Here is a 15727-nt window from a genome sequence, read left to right as displayed (position 1 = left end):
GCCCACGCCCGCCGCTCATAGGGACGGAGGCGCCACCGTCCCGGGGGCGGCGGGGTCCACCGACGCGGCCGGCCGGCGCTCGGGGGCCCGGAACCCCAGGCCAATGGACGGCAGGAAGGTCATCCCGCCCAGGTCCCGCTTCTGCCCGAAGACGTGGGGGTTGCAGAAGACGTACCCCCCGGTGAGCTCCGCGTAGAAGTGCACGTACTTGTAGCCCACCGCGAAGCCCACCGTGGAGCCCACGAAGTGGCTGTTCACCGTGGACGGCAGGCTCGCGTCGAAGCCCGTCACCGGCTTGCCCTGCTCGGAGAAGTCCACCAGCTGGGCGTCCAGCCGGGTGTGGCTGAAGACGTACTTGGGGGCGCCGTAGAGCTTGAACACGTCGCCGTACTCCGCGCTCAGGTACAGCGGCACCTCCACGTCCGTCCGGCTGAAGTCTCCCAACTGGACGACCTCCAGGACGTCCATCACCGCCCCGGAGAACAGGTACTTGGACACCCCCAGCCCCAGCGCCAGGTCGTAGGAGCGGCGCGGCCCCGGCCCGCCGTGGGCCAGGCGCACCTTGCCGTCGAAGCGCAGCGCGTTGCCGTTGTAGCGCCCGCCCACGTCGAACCCGTCCAAGAGCCCCACCCGCACCATCAGCTCCGGGTTCACCCCTGGCGGGGCCACCGCCAGCGCCAGGCCCGCCGTCAACAGGCGCTGCTGGTCCTCCTCCGTGAGGTTGTAGGGCCGGTCCTCCTCGATGGCGCGCTTCGCCTCGAGCCCCTGGTCGATGCCCACGTCCACCACCGACGCCAGCGTGCCCACGGGGACGAACACGCCCATGCTGCCCGTCACCTGGACCTGCCCCGGTGCGAGCGTCTTCGCGGTCTGCATGGTGGACAGGGGGGTCGCGCACCCCACGGCGAGCCCGGAGAGCGCCAAGAGGATCAGGGCGGGAAGGTTTCTCATGGGGTTGCAGGTTAAGCCCATTTCCAGCGCGAACGCTTCAATCCGGGCGTCCACGTGGTAAGGGGGCTGTCGTGCGAATCAAGCAAAAACCCGAGGACTTCTCCGTGAAGGAGTCCTACCGCTTCGACGAGGTCGAAAGCGGCAAGCATCGCGTCTACCTGATGGACAAGCAGAAGCTGTCCACCTTTGACGCGGTGAACCGAATCCGTGACGCGTTCGGCCTGAAGCCCGGCGCCATCAGCTACTGCGGCCTGAAGGACAAGCAGGGCCGCACCGAGCAGATCATCGCCGTGGATGGCGCGGACGTGGACATGCAGGAGCCCGACCTGCGCCTGAAGTTCCTGGGCCGGACGGACAAGCCGCTGTCCGCGAGGAACATCACCTCCAACCGCTTCTCCGTCACCGTGCGTGCCCTCACGCGCGACTCGCTGGCGCCGCTGAACCTGGCCGCCGCGGAGGTGAACCGGCTGGGCGTGGTGAACTACTTCGACAGCCAGCGCTTCGGCGCGCTCAAGCACGGCCAGGGCTTCATCGCCAAGGACCTCATCCGGGGCGACTTCGAGGCCGCGCTGCACAACTACTTCGCCCGCCCCTCGGACCTGGACCGCACCGAGGACGCCAAGGTGAAGGGCTTCTGGCGCGACAACTGGGGCAAGTGGGACGCGCGCGTGCCCTTCGAGGGCGCGAAGAAGTACCACCGCATCCTGCGCTCCCTGCGTGAGCACCCGGGCGACTGGCTCCGCGCGTTCCTGCAGATCGACTCGGACTACCGGGCGATGATCCTCTTCGAGTACCAGAGCTTCCTCTGGAACGAGGGCGTCCGGCGCTACCTCCAGCTGATGCTGCCGCGCGAAGCCATGTTCCCCATGCGCTACCAGGCCGGCACGCTCCTGCACTACCGGGACGCGACCCCGGACGTGCTGCACATCCTGCGCGAGAAGACCTTCCCGCTCGTGGGGCCGGACTCCACCTTCGAGGATCCGAAGGTGGCGGAGGCCATGACCTGGGTGCTGGGCAAGGAGAAGCTCAAGCTCCCCGACCTGCGCATCAAGGGCGCGGAGCGGATGCTCTACTTCAAGGAGGAGCAGCGCCCGCTGGTGATGTTCCCGCACAAGCTCGTCGTGGGCCGCACGCAGAACGACGACGTGAACCGCGGCGACATCAAGGTCAACGTGGCCTTCACGCTGCCCCCGGGCGCGTACGCCACGCTGGTCATCAAGCGCCTGTTCCACTTCGAGTACACGGAGGACTCGAAGGAGGACATCCGCACCTCGCAGCGCCCGCGGCTCGTCACCACCGAGCGCGAAGAGGAGCGGGTGGAAGAGGCCCGGAGCGCCGCGCGCGCCTCGGAAGGACCTTCCCGCCACCGCACCCTGGCGGACCGGGCCACGCCCCGCACCGCGCGTCCGGCCACGTCCGAGCGCCCTGCCCGTCCGGGCACCTCCCGCCGCGACGACCGGGCCGCACCGCCCGCGAAGGACGCCCGTCCCCCCAGCCGCATCGGCCGGCCCGCCCGCGCGCCCCGTGAAAAGGTTCCGGAACTGGATGAGGTCCGGGCCGCCCCCTCGCCTGCTCCGGAGGCGGAGATCCCGCTGGGCTTCCGGGCGAAGCAGAAGCAGCGCAAGCAGGTGAAGGCCGAAAGCCGGGCGGAAAAGGCCGAAAAGCAGCGCCTGGCCGCCGCCAAGTCCGCGAAAAAACAGAAGCGGAAGTGATGTTCGAGGGCGGCGCAATGGCCTTTCGCCGCGCCCGTATTCCAGGGCGTGAACGCTCTTGCCCTCGACTCGCTCCCCATGGCCATCGGAATGTTGATGGCTGAGGACGCCGCCCCGCTCCCCTGGAAGGCGGACGTGCAGGCCGCCCGCAAGGGAGACCCGTCCGCTTTCGAAGCGCTCGTGCGCAGCGTGCAGCGCCCGGTGTACGGCCTGGCGCTGCGCCTGTTGCAGAGCGAGGCGGAGGCCGCCGAGGTCGCGCAGGAGGCCCTGCTCCGCGCGTACCAGAACCTCCACCGCTACGACGACGCGCGCCCGTTCGACCTCTGGGTGCTCGCCATCACCCGCAACCTCTGCCTGGACCTGCTCCGCCGCCGCACCAAGGTGCGCACGGAGGAGCTGGAGCCCATGAAGGAGGTGCTCCCCAGCAACGAGGCGTCCCAGGAGGACGGGGCCATCGCGCGCGAGGAGCGGCAGTCGCTGGAGGCCGCCATGGAGACGCTCTCCGTGGACGACCGTGAAGTGCTGGCCCTCTATTACGTCCAGAAGCGCACCACGAAGGAGATCGCGCAGATCATGGGCTGCGCGCCCGGGACCATCATGGCGCGCCTGTTCCGAGCCCGTGAGAAGCTTCGCAAGAAGATGGCGCCCGCCGAGGAGGAGACGCGATGAGCCCCACCCCCTGCCCCGACCTGGAGATCCTCTTCGCGGAGCTGGAGGCCGGTGAGGGCCCCGCCCTGGATCACGCCGCGGAGTGCGAGGCGTGCGCCGCCCTGATGGAGGACCACCGCCTGCTGGAGAACGACCTGTTCCGGCTGGCGGATCCGCTGCCGCCCCCGTCGCTGGTCGTGAACGTGATGGCCCGCGTCGCGGAGAGCCCCGCGCCTCAGCGCCGCGAGGTGTGGACGGGCCTCTGCATCCTGCTCACGTCCCTGGGCGTGGGCCTGGGCTTCCTGTTCAGCAACGACAGGGCGCTCGGCCACATGGGCACCGCGTTCGCGTCCAGCGTGCGTGACAGCCGTGCGTTCATGGAAGGCCTGTTCAGCGGTGCGCACGCCCTGTGGAGCACCGCGGGGCTGGCGGTGGCCTGCATCGTCGCCCTCGTCGTGTTCACGTCGCTGTTCGGCCTGAAGCGCCTGGCCGGCTCCCCTCCTCCGTCCCTCTCCGAAGCCTGAGCGTGACCATGAAGATCCTCCCCCGCCTGTTGCTTCCGACCCTCCTCCTCGGCGCCCCGGTGGCGCTCGCGGAAGGCGCCCCGGCCCCCGCCGCCGCCAGCGCGCCGGCCCGCACCATCGACGTGAGCTTCCGCGGTTCGCTGCGCGACGCGCTCAAGACCATCGCGGAGAAGGGCGGCCTGAACCTGGTCGTCACCGGCGACCTGGACACCCCCGCGGAGGTGCGGCTGCGCGGCATCAGCGCCGAGCAGGCCCTGCGCACTGTGGCCCGCGCCTACTCGCTCCACCTGGAGCAGGACGGGTCCATCTTCACGCTGCGCCCGCTCACCGCGAAGGAGAAGGAGTCCGGCGCAAGCCCCACGGCCCAAGCCCCCGTCGCTCCGCCCGTCATCGCCGCGACCCCGCCGGCGCCTCCCGCTCCGCCCGCCATGGACGCGAACGCGACGCCCGAGGAGCAGGCGCTGGCCCGCGAAGAGGCGGACCGGGCGCGCGAGGAAGCCCGCGAAGAGGCGAAGCGCGCCCGCGAGGAGGCCAAGCAGGCCGCGAAGGAAGAGGCGGAAGCGGCCAAGGAGCGCATCCGCGAGGAGATCCGCAGCTTCCGCGACAGCTTCAAGCACAAGAAGGGCAAGCGCGGCGCCCGGGACGTGGTGGCGCGCGGACAGAACCTGGAGGTGAAGGAGGGCGAGTCCGTGGAGAGCGCCGTCGTGTACGGCGGCAACCTCATCGTGAAGGGCACCGTGGAGGACGACGCGGTCGCCTTCGGCGGCAACCTGGAGGTCCAGGGCCTCGTGGAGGGAGACGTGCACGCCTTCGGCGGCAACGTCATCCTGGGGCCCAACGCGCGAGTGGAGGGCGACGTGTCCGCCTTCGGCGGTCAGGTGCAGAAGGCGGACGGAGCCCTCGTGGAGGGCAGCCTGGAGTCCTTCGGCGGCGCGGGCCTGGGCCGCATGGTGGCCGGGGAGATCAAGCGCGGCATGCAGGAAGGGCAGAACCACGACGCGTCGGCGGACGCCGACGATGATGACGACCGCGGCCGCGACGGCGGGGGCCTGGCGTCCTTCATCCTCCAGTTCGCGCTGCTCTTCGGCCTGGGCTTCCTGGGGCAGATGTTCTTCCCGGCGCGCATGAAGGAGCTGGGGGATGAGATCCGCGCCAACCCCGCCCGCAACTTCTGGGTGGGCCTGGTCGGCATGGCGGCCCTCATCCCGCTGACCATCGTCCTGTGCGTCACGCTCATCGGCATCCCGGTGGCGTTCGCCCTCCTGGTCGCCTCCATGCTGGGCACGGCGCTGGGCTACGCGGCCATCGCCAGCGAGGTGGGCACGCGGCTGCCGGTCATGCGCGGACGCAAGACGCAGGCGGTGGTGCTCGCCCTGGGCCTGGGCCTCATCCTCCTGGTGAGCCACATCCCGGTGCTGGGCGTCTTCCTCAACCTCATCCTCACCCCGCTGGCCTTTGGCGCGGTCATCCGCACCCGGTTCGGCTACCGCGGCCGGGGCATGCCGGAGCCCATCTTCCCCCGGAGCGAGAACCCGGTTTGACGCACCCGGCCTCACGGCCGCCCGGACCTTGCCACACCGCATCATGAAGCCCCGCTCCCAGGTGCACCGGGAGTGGGGCTTTTCCTTCTCCAACAAGTGCCACGCTCGCGCGCCATCACCTGCGCTGTCGTGACGGGGTGTTGACGGAGGGCGGGCGGCCGCTGACAGGCTTTGACCCGCCTCGTCCGGTGCGCCATTTTGCGCGGCACCCATGCGACGCCTCCCAGACGCAACCCCGCGCGGCAGGGCCATCACCGTGGACCTCGAGGGCGAGAGCATCCCCGCCATCGAAGGCGAGCCGGTGGCGTGCTCCCTCATCGCCGCGGGCGAGAACGTCCTCTCCCGCTCCGTGAAGTACCACCGCCCGCGCGGGCCGTACTGCTTCTCCGCGGCCTGCTCGCACTGCCTCATGCGCGTGGACGGGCTGCCCAACGTCTACACCTGCCGCACCCCCGCGAAGGAGGGCATGCGGCTGGAGCGGCAGAACGCGTACCCGTCCGCGAAGGTGGACATCTTCGAGACCATCGACTGGTTCTTCCCCAAGCGCCTGGACCACCACGAGATGTTCGCGGGCGTGCCGGTGGCGGAGGACGTGATGGCGCGCGTGGCCCGGCAGCTGGCCGGCCTGGGCCTGTTGCCCAGGGAAGCCGGCCCGGAGCCCCTGCCCCCTCGCACCTTCCACACCACCGTCGCGGTGGTGGGCGGCGGCGCGGCAGGCCTGGAGGCGGCGCGGGTGCTCGCCGGCAAGGGCGTGCCGTTCATGCTCTTCGAGCGCGACGCGAACCTGGGCGGACGGCTGGCCCACGGCGCCCCGGAGGACAACGCGCCCTTCGTGCCGGAGGCCACCGCGTTCCCGCAGGGCAGCGTGGTGCGCGGCGCCACCGTCATCGGCCTGTATGACGACGAGCACGGCCGCTACCTGGCGGTCGCGTCGCAGGAGGCCTCCAACCTGCGGCTGCTCAAGGTCTACGCGAAGCGCTTCCTGCTCACGGTGGGCGGCCATCCCCCCACCCTCCCCTTCGAGAACAACGACCTGCCCGGCGTCATCGCGGGCCGCGCGGCGAGCCTGCTGTTGCGCAAGCACGACGTGGCGCCCCAGGTCGCGGCGCTGGTGGGCCACGGCCCGGAGCTGCACGCGCTGGCGCACCTGTTCACCCAGCGCGGCGTGGAGGTGGCGGCGGTGGTGGACCTGAAGGGCCCGCTGCCCGCGAACGCGCACCCGAAGGCCGTCGTGGGTGACGGGCTCAAGGCGCACGGCCTGCGCGGCGTGACGGCCCTGAGCTTCACGCCCCAGGGCGGACGCAAGCAGAAGGTGTCGTGCGACGCGGTGGTGGTGTCCGTGCCGGTGGCGCCGGGCTTCGAGCTGGCGCGCCAGGGCGGCGCGAAGGTGGAGTTCGACGCGGACGCGGGCCATTTCAAGGTCGAGGCGGACGCGGACGGGCGCACGCAGGCGGCGGACGTGTTCGTCGCGGGCGACGTGGCGAAGGTGGGCACGGCGAAGGACGCCGCGGCCATGGGCGCGCGCGCGGCGCAGGCGCTGATGGGAGGGCTGTCATGAGCAAGGCGCTCGTCTGCACCTGCGAGGACGTCACCGTCACGGACGTGGAGCACGCCATCGAGCGCGGCTACCACGACGTGGAGTCGGTGAAGCGCTACACGGGCTTCGGCACCGGCATCTGCCAGGGCAAGAGCTGCCACGCCGCGGTGGCCGCGCTGCTCAAGCAGAAGGCCCCGGCGCTCAAGCCGGAGGCCGTCGTCCCCTTCACGCCGCGCCCGCCGCTCTACCCCACGGAGCTGCGCGTGCTCGCCAGCGCCCCCGTGGACGAGTCCGTCCCGCCCGTGGGCGGCGTGCCCCAGGAGTTGGAGCACTTCCCGTCCGCGCTGCGCCCGGAAGGGCCGGTGCCGCAGAAGGCGAAGGTGGTCATCATCGGCGGCGGCATCATGGGCCTGTCGCTGGCGTACAACCTGGCGCTGCGCGGGGAGACGGACGTCGTCGTGCTGGAGCGCGGCTACCTGTGCGCGGGCGCGTCCGGCCGCAACGGCGGCGGCGTGCGCATGCAGTGGGGCACCCCGGCGCTGATTGAACTGGCCAAGCGCTCCATCGACCTGATGAAGGGCTTCGCGCGCGAGCTGGGCGTCAACGTGTGGCTGCGCCAGGGGGGCTACCTCTTCCTGGCCAAGCGCAAGGACACCGCGTACCGACTGGATCGCAACGCCGCCCTGCACAACAAGTACGGCGTGCCCACGCGCATCATCACGGCGGACGAGGCGCGGCAGATCGTCCCGGACCTCACGATGAAGGACTGCGTGACGGCGGCCTACAACCCGGAGGACGGCGTCATCTTCCCCTGGGCCTTCCTGTGGGGCTACGCGCAGGGCTGCGTGAAGCGCGGCGTGAAGGTGGAGACGTACACCAACGTCACCGGCTTCGAGACGCACAACGGCCAGGTGCGCAAGGTGAAGACGGACCGGGGCGACATCGCCTGCGACACCGTCGTGCTCGCCTCCGGCGCGTGGAGCCCCGCGGTCGCGAAGCTGGCGGACGTGAAGCTGCCCAACGAGCCGCACCGCCACGAGATCCTCAGCACCGAACCGCTCAAGCCCTTCCTGTCGCCGCTGGTGTCGGTGCTCGACACGGGCCTGTACTTCAGCCAGTCCATGCGCGGCGAAATCGTGGGCGGCATGGGCGACCCGAAGGAGCCCGCTGGCCCCAACATGGGCAGCACCCTGCGCTTCGTGGCGCGCTTCGCCCAGGCCCTCACGGAGCAGCTGCCGCACGTGGGCCAGGTGAAGGTGCTGCGCCAGTGGGGCGGCCTCTACGACGTCACCCCGGACAACAACCCCATCCTCGGGCGCACCCCCGGCCTGGACAACCTGCTCCAGATGTCCGGCTTCGTGGGCCACGGCTTCATGATGGCCCCCGCCGTCGCGGAGCGGATGGCCCGGTGGATGACCTCCGGCGGCTCCGACGAGCTCTTCACCCGCTTCAACCTCCGCCGCTTCGAGGAAGGCACCCTCGAGCGTGAGGACATGATCATCGGCTGAAGAATTCCGCCCTCCCCGCTCCTGTCTCCGCCTGGGACAGGAGCGCCCCGCATGTCCGCAAAAACGGCACTCCCTGAAAATCACGTAAGTCCCCGGGATGGCTGGGGATTCGCCGCGGAACGTGACGTTTCTTTACAAACGCAACCGGGTTGCACGGAGCATCCACGCACCACCGTCACGGGAGCGTGACGCCGGGCCCCCTCTGACGGGCGCCATGGCACGGGGCGTGCGTAGGCCTTCCGCGCCGCGCAATGCCGCGCGGGGGGAGACTCACAGATGGCCGCGAAGAAGCTCTTGGGTGCGATGCTGGTGATGGGCCTGACGGCGTGTGGTTCCGTGGAGCCCATGGACGTGCCGGACGCGGAGCCCAACGAGGCGCTGGCCTCACAGGAGTCCAACGTCATCGTCGGCACCCTGAACTGGGTGAGCGCCACGTCCCTCTCGGGCACGCAGCGCACGAAGTCCCTGGCGGTGGGCTACCTCTCCATCCCGGCGGTGGGCAGCCGCTGCACGGCGTGGCTCGTCTCCAACGACGTGGTCATCACCAACAACCACTGCGTGGGCAACTCCTCGGAGGCGGTGGGCGCGCGCGTGTCGTTCAACTACGAGGACGGCGTCGCGTCCGCCTCGCGCGTCTGGTACCCGTGCGCCACGTTCATCAAGACGTGGAGCAGCGACGACATGACGGCGCTGCGCTGCTCGGCCGTGAACGGCCAGCTGCCCGGCCAGGTGTACGGCTTCCTCACCGTCTCCAGCACCAACGCGGCGACGAGCGCCAGCGTGTACGTGGTGAACCAGAACTGCGACTACTACACGACGCCGTCCTGCACGCCGACGAAGAAGTCCTCGCCGGGCAAGGTGCTCAACGGCAACTACAGCACCACGGACATCTCCTACGACGCGGACACGCTGGGCGGCTCGTCCGGCTCGCCCGTCATCTCCACGTCCACGAACCAGGTGGTGGCGCTGCACCACATCGGCGTCGGCGGCAACTCGCAGGGCCGCGGCACGGCCAACACCGGCGTGAAGGCCACGCGCGTGAAGGCGCGCCTGGCGGAGATCGGCCTGTAGTCGCTCAAGTCGCGGACGAGGGCTCCCCTCCGGCCAGCAGCACCGGCCGGGGGGGCGCATCCGTCCCGGTGGGCCCGGACGGATTCAAGAGCAGCGTCCGCTTCAGGCCGCCCAGCGCCAGCCGCCCCAGGCCCCGCTTGAAGGAGCGCGGCAGGAAGCGCAGCAGCCGCATCACCCAGCGGTGCCCCAGGCCGGGGTACACCAGCGCCTCGCCCCGCTCGAAGCCCGCCAGGGCCTCGCGGGCGCACTGGCGCAGGGACAGCTCGAAGAACGGCGTCACCTCCCCCTCCAGGTGCGGCTCCAGCGCCAGCGGGCCGGGGGCCACGAAGGTGACGGGGATGCCCGCGTCCTTCAGCTCCAGGCGCAGGGACTCACTGAAGCCATCCAGGAAGCGCTGCGTGGCGGCGAACGTCACCGCGCCCGGCATGAACAGGCGCGCCGCGCCCGAGCCCACCGTGAGGATGCCACCCCGCCCGCGCTCCAGCATGGGGCGCAGCAGGCGGTGGGTGATCATGGCCGGAGCCAGCACGTTCGCCTGCACCAGCTCCTCGATGCGCTTCCAGCGCTCGTCCGCGTACAGCCCGCTGGAGGCGTAGTCCGCGTTGTTGATGAGCACGTCCACGCGCACGTAGTTGCGCTCCAGGTGCTCGAAGAGCGCGTCCACGGCGCGCGGATCATCCATCCGGCACGCGCGGATCATCACCCCCAGGGTGGGGTTTCGGACGAGCAGCTCCTGCCTCAGGCTTCCCAGGTCGTCCACGTCGCGCGCGACGAGCACCAGGGTCCTGACGCGTGGAGAGAGCAGCCGGGCAAGCTCGCGGCCGATGCCGCCAGCTGCGCCGATGATGAGCACGGTACCGTTGTCGATGGGAGGGCGCATAGGGGGCAGGACCTCGGACAGGAAGGTGTCCATGCGCGGGTGACCCTGCGCGCCCGCCCCGCTGCTCGGCCCGCCCTGCATGTCCCCTTGCCCTGGAGGCAGGCGGGCATTAAGCGTTTCCATGTTCCCGCTGGAGGAGGACACCCATGGCAGGCCCTTCACGCATCCTCGTACCGGTGGACCTGAAGGACGGTTCCCGGTCCGTCGTGGACTACGCGCTGCAACTCGCCCGCCCCTTTGGCGCGACGGTGGACGTCGTGCACGCCTGGGAGCCGCCGCAGTACGTGGCGCCGGACCTGCTGGTGGCCTCGCCCGGCTGGGACGCCACCTCGCTGGAGGCGATGGCGCGCGACACCGCGGGCAAGGAGCTGGAGGCGCTCTTGCGCAAGGTGGACGGCACCGCGCCCGTGGCCCTGTCCCACCGCGTGGTGATTGGCGAGGCGGGCAACGTGGTGCTGGAGGAGGCCGAGCGCGGGAAGTACGACCTCATCGTGATGGGCACGCACCAGCGCAAGGGGCTCACCCGCATGCTGCTGGGCAGCGTGGCGCAGAAGGTGGTGGGCCACGCCGTGTGTCCGGTGCTCACCCTGCACGTCAGCCCCGAATAGCGGCTCCGGGGTCCGCGGCTAGGGCTCCGCCCACTGCCGCAGGAGGTTGTGGTACACGCCCGTGAGCATCACCAGCGCGGGGCTCTTGGGCACCTCGCGGGTGAGCTGCATGATGGACGTGTCCATGTCGAAGAGCAGCGAGCGCTGCCCGGCGTCGCGGATCATGCTCTGCACCCAGAAGAACGACGCCAGCCGCACGCCGCGCGTCACCGGCGTGACGTGGTGCAGGCTGGTGGACGGGTAGACGATGAGGTCCCCCGCCGGCAGCTTCGCCGAGTGGTTGCCGTAGGTGTCCTCCACCACCAGCTCACCGCCGTCGTAGCTGTCCGGGTCGCTCAAGAAGAGCGTGGCGGACACGTCCGTGCGGATGCGCTGGTTCGAGCCCAGGAGCGGCCGGATGGCGTTGTCCACGTGCGAGCCGAAGTCCATCCCCTGCTCGTAGCGGTTGAACAGCGGCGGGAAGACGCGCTGGGGCAGCACGGCGGAGATGAACAGCGGGCTCTTCTCCAGGCCGGCCAGCACCAGGTCCCCCAGCTCCCGGGCGGCGGGGCTGCCCTCGGGCAGTTGGAGGTTCTTCTTCACCTGCGCGGACTGCTTGCCGGCGGTGGTCCGGCCATCCTCCCACGCCGCCTTGTCGAAGACGGCGCGGCAGTGGGCCACCTGCTCGGGCGTGAGGACCTGCGGGATGTGCACCATCATGATGAACGTCCTCCTACGCCCGGCAGGCAGCGCGCGCGACTAGAACCGCACGTGCGCGGACAGCAGGGCGGAAACGCCGTCCGCCGGCACGGCCTGACCGCCGTAGTACGAGTCGTAGTAGAGCTTGTCGGTCAGGTTGTAGACGTTGAGCTGCAGGTCCACCTTCTTGATGCTGTAGGACGCGAACGCGTCGAAGCGCCAGAAGTTGGGGACCTTGGTGAGCAGCACCGTCGCGTTGGCCGGGTTGTTCACCGTGGCCACGTCCTGGTAGGTGGCGCCGCCGCCCACGGACAGGGTGTCCAGGATGGCGTACGTGGTCCACAGCGAGAAGCTGCGCTTGGGCGTGTTCACCAGGCGCTGGTCCACCAGGAATTCATTGGTGTGCTCGCGGATGCTCGCGTCCAGGAACGTGTAGTTGGCGAACACGTTCCAGCGGCGCACCGGCGAACCGGCGACGCCCAGCGCGTAGCCCTGCACCCGCTGCTTGCCCTCCAGCACCGTGGGCGGGCCGTCCGGATCCGAGTTCGGCACGCGCGCGTTCAGCTTGTTGGTGCGGAACACGGCCGCGTTGACGCTCAGGCGCTCCGCGATGAGGTCGGACTTGGCGCCGATCTCGAAGGTCTCGTTCTTCTCCGGATCCAGGGTGACGGTGGCGTCGGACAGCGTCGCCAGCTCCGCGCTGGGGTTCTGGGACGTGCCGTACATGCCGTAGACGCTGGTGTTCTCCGCCGGGTGGAGCACCAGGCCCACGCGCCAGTTGAACAGGCTGTTCTCCTGCTCGAAGGCCGCGATGTCGCCGTTCGCGGCCTTGGTCTCGTAGTCGCTGTGCAGGTTGTCCAGGCGCAGCGTGCCCAGGACCTCCACGTACTTGCCGATCTGGATCTGATCCGACGCGTACGCGCCCAGGTTCCACTGGCGGCTGTAGTTGGTGGCGCCCGGGACGCGCGCCACGCCGGACAGGTCCGGGCTGTTGTCCGGATCAAACAGGTCCGCCGGCAGGTTGCCGCCGTTCACGGTGAGGTTGGCGCGGCCCTGCTCACGCTGCTCGCGGGACACGTCCAGACCGAAGTTGGCCGTGTGCTTGAGGAAGCCCGTGTTGAACACGCCGCGCACGTCCAGCTGGTCCGCGAAGTAGGTGTTGTCCGCGGTCGTCTCGAAGCGCTGGCGTCCGATGGTGGTGGGGTTCGTGGTGGGCGTCAGGCCGCGCGGCGCGGTGGGCCGGGCGAAGCGGTCCACGCCGCCGTAGCGCAGGGTGTTCGTCAGACGGAAGGTGTTGCCCAGGTCCGCCAGGAGGCGCGCCGTGCCGATGTGCACGTTCACGAGCTCCGCGTCGCTGTCCTTCACGCCGTAGAAGTTCCCGCGGGGCACGTCCAGCGTGACGCCCACGGGGTAGCCGTTGAAGTACGGCTGGCCGTAATCCGGGACGCTGTCCTCGTGCTGGTAGAAGTAGTCCACTTCCAGGGCGACCTTGTCCGCCAACTGGAAGCGCGCGGACGGCGCGATGCCCGCCCGGTTCTCCTTCACCACGTCACGTCCGGCGACGCCGGACAGCTGCCCCACGGCGCTCACGCGGAACTGGACGCTGTCGGAGATCTCCTGGTTGACGTCCGCCTCGATGCGGCCCGTGGGCGCCGTGCCGCCCGACAGGCGCAGGTCCGTGAAGGAGCCCTTGCGCGCCTTCTTCGTCACCAGGTTGATGGCGCCGCCCGTGGAGCCTCGGCCGAACAGCACCGACGACGGGCCGAAGTAGACCTCCACGCCCTCCAGGTTGAACGTGTCGCGGGTGAACCAGCCCAGGTCGCGCACGCCGTCGCGCAGCGTGTCCGTCTGGGCGGAGAAGCCGCGCAGCGAGAAGGAGTCACCCTGCCGGCCACCCTCGCCCGCCGTCACCGTGATGCCGGACACGTTGCGAAGCGCGTCGCGCAGCGTCGTCGCCTGCTGCTCCTCCATCACGCGCTCGGGGACCACCGTGATGGTCTGCGGCGTGTCCACCAGCGGCCGCGGCAGGCGGGCCAGGCTGGGCTCCGTGACGTTGTACTTCTGCGTCTCACCCTCCACGGACACTTCCGGCAGGACGTACGCGTCGTCCTCGTTGGGCTGCGCCGCCGTCGCGCCCGTGGGCGCGGACTCCGGGGTGCGCTCGGGAGCCGGGGACTCCTGGTCCACCGGGGCAGTCTCCGCCGGCCGGGACTCCTGCACCGGCGCCGCCGTCTCGCCCGTCACCGGCGCCTCCTGCGCCACCGCGCCACCCGCCGCCAGGGCGGAGGCGAGGCCCACGGCGGCGGGGCCCCAGGGCCAGAGCGCGCCGCGCACGCCTCCAGGGTTGCCATTCGAAGAGCGGATACCAGAACGACCGGGCTTAGCTGTGGACACGAATCCCCTCGGGATGGGAAGCACTGCCTAAATGAGAATGATTCTCATATGCAGGACCCTGATTCGCGTTACAAGAAATTTCTTCCCGTCGACACTGGGTGGAACAAAGACAGGCGATCGTTACGGCACTGCCTTGCATCAGAAGGACGAATGCCACACGCCGCCGGGTGAAAACGACGAAGCCCGGAGCCGCTGTCGCGGTCCGGGCCTCGGGAGATGTCTGGGTTGACTGAAGCGTAACGTCAGGCGGCGTTTGTATTCGACTCCGCGGGCGGAGCCACTGGGGCCGCGGAGGTCACGGGCTGCGTCTTGCGGCGCGGGACGAAGCGGCGCCAGGAGAGCGCGTAGCCCGTGTAGACGAGGAACACGGCGCCAAAGGACGCGAGCGCCGCGATGAGCTGGCCCACCCACCCGAGCGCCTCGCCGGTGTGCAGGAAGCGCAGCCACGTGCGCAGCTTCCGTCCGCTGTTGAAGTCCGCGTAGGTCTCCGTCTTCAGCGCCTGGGCGGTGAACGGATCCAGCGACACCGTGTTGGTGGCGAAGAGCGGCCAGCGCTCCTGCTCGCGGACGGTGAAGGCGCTGGCCTGCGGACCCTTCGGACCGCCGCGGCCTTCCGCACGGCCTTCGCCGCGAGGACCGCCCTCACGGCGCGGGCCGCCTTCGCCCTGCGGAGCGCCCTCCGCGCGAGCCATGCGTTCGCCGCGCGGAGCGCCTTCGCCACGCGGGCCACCTTCGCCGCGCGGAGCGCCTTCGCCTCGCGGGGCGCCTTCAGGACGGCCGCCGGGGCCGCCAGCGCCCTGGGGCGTGGCCAGGCGCAGGGTGATGGCCTCCCAGGCGTTGGACTGCTTCATCACCGCCGCGAACTGCGCGTCCAGCGGCTGGGGCTGAGTCCCCGGCGCGGGCGTGGGGACGACCACGGGCGCGGAGGCGATGGGCCCCTGCGCCGCGGGCGGCTCGTTGCCGGTGAGCGTGAAGACCAGGTTCGACGCCCACTTGTAGGAAATCACCGCGCCGGACGCCGTCAGCACCACCAGCACGGGCAGCGACCAGAAGCCGATCACGTTGTGCCAGTTGAAGTCGCGCGCCTTGCCCTTGAGCCCGCGGCGGAACCACAGGATGGGCCGCATGGCGCGCAGGTTCCACTTGCGCGGCCACCACAGGAACAGACCGGTGAGGCCCAGGAACAGGAACGCCAGGTTGGCCACGCCGGTGATGGACTTGCCCACCGCGCGGCTGTCGCCCGACGCCGCGAGCCAGCGGTGCAGCTCCTCCATCGTGTGGAAGAACGAGCGCCAACCCCGCGCGCCCGGCTCACGCACTTCACCGGTGTACGGGTGGACGTAGACGGAAGCGCCGCGCCCCAGGGCCACCGTCACCATGCTGTCCGCTTCCGGGTACAGCGTCACGCCGGAGGGAGCCACGGCGGGCTTCGCCTCCTTCACCTTCGCGAGCAGCTCCTCCATCGTCAGGCGGGGAGTCCCCTGCGCGGGAGGCGCCGCGTGCCGGGCGTCACGGTCCGCCCAGTCGACGATCTGCGACTCGAAGGCGATCGCCGCGCCCGTGAACGACATGACCCCGACCACGAGCCCCACGACGAGGCCGCTAATCAGGTGGATCCAGAAGAGAATCGAGCGGAGCTTGGGGTTCATGAAGGCGTCTGCGGGACTGCGAAGGG

General features: G+C 70.4%; 13 protein-coding genes. 8 read left to right on the top strand and 5 right to left on the bottom strand.

The genetic code is table 11. From position 1 onward, the window contains the following. Positions 1 to 15: 15 nt before the first annotated feature. Entirely contained in the window at positions 16 to 951 is a 936-nt protein-coding gene (locus JYJ93_RS22165; protein WP_206794372.1) for a hypothetical protein, read from the bottom strand. A gap of 71 nt (positions 952 to 1022) precedes the next feature. Here JYJ93_RS22165 and truD point away from each other — a divergent pair, with 71 nt between their 5' ends. From truD to JYJ93_RS22130, 7 genes are all read left to right on the top strand, one after another. Next, positions 1023 to 2663 (top strand): tRNA pseudouridine(13) synthase TruD, encoded by a 1641-nt coding sequence (gene truD, locus JYJ93_RS22160; protein ID WP_206794370.1) that lies wholly within the window; start codon positions 1023 to 1025, stop codon positions 2661 to 2663. Positions 2664 to 2759: 96 nt separating this feature from the next. Continuing rightward, positions 2760 to 3332 carry a sigma-70 family RNA polymerase sigma factor gene (locus JYJ93_RS22155; protein WP_233586090.1) on the top strand — a complete coding sequence of 191 codons (573 nt, stop codon included), beginning with the start codon at positions 2760 to 2762 and terminating at the stop codon, positions 3330 to 3332. Then, positions 3329 to 3835 carry a hypothetical protein gene (locus JYJ93_RS22150; protein WP_206794368.1) on the top strand — a complete coding sequence of 169 codons (507 nt, stop codon included), beginning with the start codon at positions 3329 to 3331 and terminating at the stop codon, positions 3833 to 3835. Before JYJ93_RS22155 ends, JYJ93_RS22150 begins: the two co-directional genes overlap by 4 nt. Before the next feature lie 8 nt (positions 3836 to 3843). Beyond that, positions 3844 to 5376 (top strand): polymer-forming cytoskeletal protein, encoded by a 1533-nt coding sequence (locus tag JYJ93_RS22145; RefSeq protein WP_206794366.1) that lies wholly within the window; start codon positions 3844 to 3846, stop codon positions 5374 to 5376. A 211-nt stretch (positions 5377 to 5587) separates the two neighbouring features. Next, a complete protein-coding gene (locus JYJ93_RS22140) occupies positions 5588 to 6934 on the top strand; it encodes a 2Fe-2S iron-sulfur cluster-binding protein (RefSeq protein WP_206794364.1) in 1347 nt (448 codons plus the stop codon). After that, positions 6931 to 8421: an FAD-dependent oxidoreductase gene (locus JYJ93_RS22135; RefSeq protein WP_206794362.1), complete on the top strand. Its 1491-nt coding sequence runs from the start codon at positions 6931 to 6933 to the stop codon at positions 8419 to 8421. The genes JYJ93_RS22140 and JYJ93_RS22135 overlap by 4 nt, the downstream gene beginning before the upstream one ends. A 276-nt stretch (positions 8422 to 8697) precedes the next feature. Continuing rightward, positions 8698 to 9492 carry a serine protease gene (locus tag JYJ93_RS22130; RefSeq protein WP_206794360.1) on the top strand — a complete coding sequence of 265 codons (795 nt, stop codon included), beginning with the start codon at positions 8698 to 8700 and terminating at the stop codon, positions 9490 to 9492. A 4-nt stretch (positions 9493 to 9496) separates the two neighbouring features. On the opposite strand, the gene JYJ93_RS22125 is transcribed toward JYJ93_RS22130, so the two are convergent. Further along, positions 9497 to 10405 (bottom strand): SDR family NAD(P)-dependent oxidoreductase, encoded by a 909-nt coding sequence (locus tag JYJ93_RS22125; RefSeq protein ID WP_242543890.1) that lies wholly within the window; start codon positions 10403 to 10405, stop codon positions 9497 to 9499. Between the two features lie 113 nt (positions 10406 to 10518). Between JYJ93_RS22125 and JYJ93_RS22120 the strand changes: the two genes are divergently transcribed. Then, a complete protein-coding gene (locus JYJ93_RS22120; RefSeq protein WP_206794358.1) occupies positions 10519 to 10980 on the top strand; it encodes a universal stress protein in 462 nt (153 codons plus the stop codon). A gap of 18 nt (positions 10981 to 10998) precedes the next feature. Here JYJ93_RS22120 and JYJ93_RS22115 read toward each other — a convergent pair whose 3' ends face one another. From JYJ93_RS22115 to JYJ93_RS22105, 3 genes are all read right to left on the bottom strand, one after another. Beyond that, a complete protein-coding gene (locus tag JYJ93_RS22115) occupies positions 10999 to 11679 on the bottom strand; it encodes a Fe2+-dependent dioxygenase (protein ID WP_206794356.1) in 681 nt (226 codons plus the stop codon). A gap of 39 nt (positions 11680 to 11718) precedes the next feature. After that, positions 11719 to 13992, bottom strand: a complete 2274-nt coding sequence (locus JYJ93_RS22110; RefSeq protein ID WP_269012432.1) for a TonB-dependent siderophore receptor — start codon at positions 13990 to 13992, stop codon at positions 11719 to 11721. A gap of 302 nt (positions 13993 to 14294) precedes the next feature. After that, a complete protein-coding gene (locus JYJ93_RS22105; RefSeq protein ID WP_206794353.1) occupies positions 14295 to 15701 on the bottom strand; it encodes a PepSY-associated TM helix domain-containing protein in 1407 nt (468 codons plus the stop codon). Positions 15702 to 15727 lie beyond the last annotated feature (26 nt).

Source organism: Corallococcus sp. NCSPR001 (assembly GCF_017309135.1).
Lineage (GTDB): Bacteria > Myxococcota > Myxococcia > Myxococcales > Myxococcaceae > Corallococcus.
Note: the sequence above shows the minus strand (reverse complement) of the source record. Positions and strands in the feature narration are given on the sequence as shown.